This window comes from Mycobacterium sp. 852002-51163_SCH5372311 (genome assembly GCF_001667115.1).
Taxonomy (GTDB): Bacteria; Actinomycetota; Actinomycetes; order Mycobacteriales; family Mycobacteriaceae; genus Mycobacterium.
In genome coordinates, this window is record NZ_LZIJ01000111.1 from 1 (window position 1) to 5421 (window position 5421).

Here is a 5421-nt window from a genome sequence, read left to right on the forward strand (position 1 = left end):
CAGTTGTCGCTATGAGGCGGACAAAACGGCACCCGTCTCTTTGCCGTGACTGGTGTGGCTGGTGGGGCCAGGGCACACTAAGGCATCTTCGGTGCCTGATAAGCCCACCCCGTCGACGAATCGTGACATCGGCAAGCAGCTCTGCGATGCTGACAACTTGGACATCTTCGCTGAGTGGCAGCGCGACAGTACGCAACTCCGGTGGCGGTCGACGACGGCGGCCAACGACGGACGAGAGCTCGCGGTTTTCAGCCGGCGGTCCGGCACGCCGGGGGCACCAGCGCTGGTGCTCGTTCACGGCTTTCCGACCTCGAGCATCGACTACTACGCCCTGGCGAGCGAACTGGGTTCCGAGTTCGACATCTTCACGCTGGACTTTCCGGGCCACGGATTGTCCGACAAGCCACCGGAGCCGTACGTCTATTCGCTGTACGACGACGCACGTCTGCTCGTCCACGCGATCACACAGGTCTGGCAGCTCACCGAATACCGGATGCTCACCCACGATCGCGGTAGCAGTGTCGGCATGATCGCGCTGGACATGCTGTGCGCCCAGGATCCGCCGGCCGCACCCGTCGACGTCATCATCACAAACGCCAACATCTATCTTCCGCTGGCGAATCTCACGGTGTTCCAGACCATGCTGCTCGACCCGGCGACGGCCCGAAGTACTGCGGCGGCGACGACTCCGGACGCTTTGGCGGTTGGTCTGGGAATGACCACCTTCATGCCCCGCCGAACGCCGGACGACCCGGAGATCGCCGCATTGGCCAAGTGCTTCGCGCAGAACGACGGAATCCGCGTGCTGCCGGACGTCATCCAATATCTGAACGAGCGGGCGGCCGACGAAACCAGTTGGCTCGAAGCGCTTTCCAAGCTCTCTGTCAATAGCACGCTGGTGTGGGGTATTCACGACAACGTCTCGCCGCTGCGGGTCCCGAACTACGTGTGGCACACGTACCTGAAACGCAAGCCCGGCCGCAACCGCTATTGGGTGCTGCCGACGGCCGATCACTATCTACAATGCGACGCTCCCAGACAATTGGCCGAGATCGTTCGGCTGACGGCCGAGGGCGAGGACATTCCGCTGCAGACACTCGGAAACCGGCCCGACGGCGCGCTACTGGTTGATTTCACCGCGCGGTAACGGCGCTACTCCTCACCGAAGCGGTCGACGAGATGGGAGGTGACGCCGTCGGCGTCGAGGCGACGTGCCACCAGGTAGCCCGCGCCCATCCACGCTCGACGGGTCCAGTTGCCGAACGACACTCGCGTGCCGGGCGCCCCGGATGCGGCCGGCATCATCTTCACCCGCTCGAGCGCCTCCTTGACCCCGCGCGGACTCAACGGGTGCGCGTCGGACAGCGCCCGCAACAAGGTGCATGCAACATCGCGATTGACAACGGGCACACACCATTCCGGTCGCCGGCCGTATGCCTCGTTGTACTCGTCGAGGAACCTCTGCCCGACCGTATTGCCCTCGTCGTACTGGTCAACCCCGACCCAGCCCATGAATGCATTCCACATCACCGGGTTGAGCCACGCGTTCTGGAAGGCGGTGCCGCAGAACCGCGGCGGGTCCCACCCCAGCTCCTGCAGCGCGGGATTGATGAACACGATGCCGAAGCCGAACCCGCAATGCACCAAAGCCTGCGCCTTGGCATCGTGGAGAGTCTGCACGGCAGCCGTCACGTCTTGGGCCGTCTGCGGGATCGCAGCCTCTGCGACGATCCGAATTCCCTTGCGCCTGCTGGCTTCCCGGAAGTTCTTCAGATAGGTTTCCCCGACCAGCGACTGCTCGACGAGCACGCCCACCTCCGTGTGACCGCCCTTGGCCAGCAGGTCCGACCAGAAGATCGGCTCGTCCGTGTGTGAACCCATGGGAAACGAGAAGAACCATTCGCCGAGCGCGACGTCGGATCCGGTCACACTGATGCAGGGAACCTTGAAACGCTCCTCGATCGCTTCGCGGGTGGGGATCGCGTTGTCGCCGATGTTCGGACCGAACACGGCCAGGCACCCCTCGTCGCAGAGTTCACCGTATGCGTCGATCACCGCTTTCACCGATCCCTTGGGCAGGCCCTCGACCTCGCGGTAGATGATCTCGATCGGCCGATCGATCTGGCCGCGCTCGACCGCTTGCTTGAAGATCAAGTCAAACGGTTGAGTCAGGTCTTCGAAGTAACTCTTCGGAAAGAACTCGGGCAGCCGAAAGTCCATCAGATAACCGATTTTGATTGGCTGGGCGCTGCTTTCGTATGACAAAGGTGTCTCCTTGGCCGTAACCTAACGTTTGTTCAGACCTTATGGGCTCGAGTAGTTGCCAACCAAACGTTTGGTCAGCTAGCCGGTAATCACCGGAAGCTTCGACCAGCCTCGCACGCTAGACGTATGCGCCTTGCTGGCATTGGCGTAGTCGACTTCCCAGTCGGGCCAGCGTTTGATGACCTCCTCCAGCACCACCCGCGCCTGCATGCGGGCCAGCGCCGAGCCCAGACAGAAGTGCAGCCCGTGCCCGAAGCTGAGATGCGGTGCGCCGCGGTGGATGTCGAACCTGTCGGCGTCGGGAAATTTGCGTTCGTCGCGGTTGGCTGATCCGTTGATCAGCAACATGATCGAACCTTCGGGAACCGTTGTGCCACGGCATTCGATGTCGCGAGCGACATAGCGCGCCTGCACGGGCGACGGCGCCTCGAAACGCAACACTTCCTCGATCGCCATGGGGATCAGCGCCGGATCAGCCACGATCTCGCGACGCTGGTCGGGGTGCTCGGCCAGCAATTGCCCCATGAAGCCGATCAGCCGCGTCGTCGTCTCGTTTCCGGCCCCGGCGATCATGCTGGTGTACAGCAAAACCTCGGATCGGCTCAGTCGCCGCGTCCCTTCGCCGTCCTCGATCTCGGCGTTCAACAGCTGAGTCATCAGGTCATCGGAGGGATGGTCTACGCGCCAATCGATGTACTCGGCGAACATCTCATGGCTGTGCTCCAGGAAGTCTTTCGGAACCGCCCGAAAAGTCCCCTCGGACAAGGTGAGCTGACGGCCACCACGATCACGGATCGCTTCCTGATTCTGTTCGGGGATGCCGAGCAGGTAGCCGATGGTGCGCATCGGAACCGTAGCGCCGATGTTCTCGATGAAGTCGAAACGGCCTGAGCCCACCAACGGGTCGAGCGCACGCACACAGAAATCTCGCGTCAGCGGCTCGATCGCCTCCATCCGGCGCGGCGTGAAAACCCTTGAGAGAACGCGGCGGTGCACATCATGGATCGGTGGATCCTCGAAAAGAATGACGCCGGGCGGCAACTCGATACCGCTCATGATGATGTCCATGGTGGTGCCCCGGCCCGAGCGGTAGACCTCCCAATTGGTCAGCTCGTGCGAGACGTCCTCATAGCGGCTCAGCGCATAGAAGTTGTACTTGTCGTTGTGGTACAGCGGGGCTTCGTCACGAAGGCGCTTCCAGATCGGGTACGGATCGTCGTCGATGTCGAAATCGAAAGGGTCGTAATAAAGTTCAGTGGTGGTCATGGCCGCGTCCCAGTTTCCGAAAGCAACGCGCTGAACGCACCGTCCGACGGTGGGTCCGAGCGGGCGGCCTCGGGCAACACGACCTCGCCCACGCGTTTGAGGTAGGGCCAGGCGATTTCCGGCGGCAAGCCACCGCACAACGGCGACAGCGTCAGCATCTTGCCGTCGCGAACACGCGAGATCGCTTCCGAGGTCGAGATGATGACGTGCGACGACGACGCTTCCCGCAGCTCGTCAACGCTGGTCACGTGGGAGAACCCGGCCGATGTCTCGTTGCCGGGATTCCATTCGGCGTAGGCGCGCGCGTCGTGCAACAGATACTCGCCCAGCTCCGACCACGCCGCGTCCACGTCGTCGGCGACGAAGGTGGCCGACGGCGTGTTGCGATCGGGAAAGAATGCCGCACCCGGCTCGTAGCCGTGCTTGCGGCAGGACTCCTCGTAGGCTTCCCGCATACCCGGGATATTGGCGTTGGCCAGCATCCCCAGTCCGTATCGCCCCGCCCTTCGAGCCGCTGCAAGGCTGCCGCCGCCCCACATCATCCCCGGTCCGCCGGGCGTCTGCGGCAGTGGTGTCACCATGATCCGTCGCCCGTCTTCGATGACGGTTTCGCCCGCGAGCAACCGTCGCAGCAAACCGAGCTTCTGGTCGGCCAGCCGCCCACGGTCACTCAACGACAGACCGAAGATCTCGTACTCTTCGGGTCGATAGCCCAGGGCCAGGATGTACGACGCCCGTCCGCCGCTGAGGATGTCGAGGATGGACATGTCCTCGGCGAGCCGTACCGGGTCGTAGAACGGCAGAATCAGGATCAGGCTCAGCGCCAGCCGCTGCGTGCGCGACGCGATCGCCGAGGCCAGCAGCAACGGGGCCGGCAAGTATCCGTCGTCGGATCCGTGGTGCTCGCACAGCACAGCCGCAAGCCCACCATGATCCTCGGCCCATGCGCACATCTCGGGCACCGCCGCATACAACGCGGCCGGGGGCGCCCCCGACACGGGCGCTCGCATGTCGAAGCGCATTACGAACACGACGCTCCCCTCGATGGTGCCTAGCCAACCTAATATTTGTCTCAGTACGCTACGTCGAGTCCGAGATCGCCGTCAACGCTCAGTCAAAGACGTGCCGCGGCAGCGTCGTCGGGATATCCAGCGAGCTGAGCAGACCGGGAGCCGCGCCGACGACGTACGGGATCGCATTGACCACCCGCATGGCCGTGGACGTCATCGCCGCACGCCCGGCCCCGTGGCCCACCGCCTCGCCCAGCGTCATCACGCAGTGGATGTCGGGATCGCCTTCGATATCGACCCGATAGGTCGCGTCGGCGTCCGAGGTCGGCCAGTCGGGTGCGACATCGCGGGCCATCCGGATGACATGCTCGATGATGATGGCCTCGCGGCCGTTGACCACGCCTGCGGCCCGGGTGCGCACCGCGCCGCAGGTGCCTGCCTCAACGGTGCCGAATGCGACGTCGATGTCCCTTTCAGTCAGCTCCCGGTCGAAGGAACTCTGCAATCGCTCCACCTCGACACCGAGCCCCCTCGCGATCAGATATATCGGTGCCTGCCAGGCCATCTCGATGAAACCTGGAGTCTTCATCATGGGTTCGAAATCCAGTGGGCGACCGAACCCCATTCCGTTCATCATCACGTCGGCCACCGGGTAATGGTCGTTGAGGGCGATCTCACTGGCCGTGATGCTGCGGATGTGCTTCGACTGGGTCGTCATCAGCAGCGCGAGCTGATCGGAGGCAAAACCGGGAAAGATGCCCGAGCCGTAGAAGGATGCTCCTCCCGCCAGGGCGGCCGCCTCGAGCTGGTTGCGCCAGTCGGGTGCGAAATACGACGGCGGGTACACCAGGCTCGTCGACGTGGTCGACACGACGTTGAT

Annotated in this window: 5 protein-coding genes; 1 reads left to right on the plus strand and 4 read right to left on the minus strand. The window is 63.4% G+C overall.

What is annotated here, in order from left to right; all coding sequences use genetic code 11:
* The first annotated feature begins 157 nt into the window (after positions 1-157).
* Positions 158-1147 (plus strand): alpha/beta fold hydrolase, encoded by a 990-nt coding sequence (locus A5791_RS14705; RefSeq protein ID WP_067237934.1) that lies wholly within the window; start codon positions 158-160, stop codon positions 1145-1147.
* 5 nt (positions 1148-1152) lie between these two features.
* On the opposite strand, the gene A5791_RS14710 is transcribed toward A5791_RS14705, so the two are convergent.
* The 4 genes from A5791_RS14710 to A5791_RS14725 all read right to left on the minus strand — a co-directional run.
* Positions 1153-2265 carry an ABC transporter substrate-binding protein gene (locus A5791_RS14710; protein ID WP_067237923.1) on the minus strand — a complete coding sequence of 371 codons (1113 nt, stop codon included), beginning with the start codon at positions 2263-2265 and terminating at the stop codon, positions 1153-1155.
* A gap of 78 nt (positions 2266-2343) precedes the next feature.
* Positions 2344-3531: a cytochrome P450 gene (locus A5791_RS14715; protein WP_067237927.1), complete on the minus strand. Its 1188-nt coding sequence runs from the start codon at positions 3529-3531 to the stop codon at positions 2344-2346.
* Positions 3528-4562, minus strand: a complete 1035-nt coding sequence (locus A5791_RS14720) for an LLM class flavin-dependent oxidoreductase (protein ID WP_067237931.1) — start codon at positions 4560-4562, stop codon at positions 3528-3530. The genes A5791_RS14715 and A5791_RS14720 overlap by 4 nt, the downstream gene beginning before the upstream one ends.
* 79 nt (positions 4563-4641) lie before the next feature.
* Positions 4642-5421: dihydrodipicolinate reductase (locus A5791_RS14725; RefSeq protein WP_067237938.1), on the minus strand; the 780-nt coding region annotated here is incomplete at its 5' end.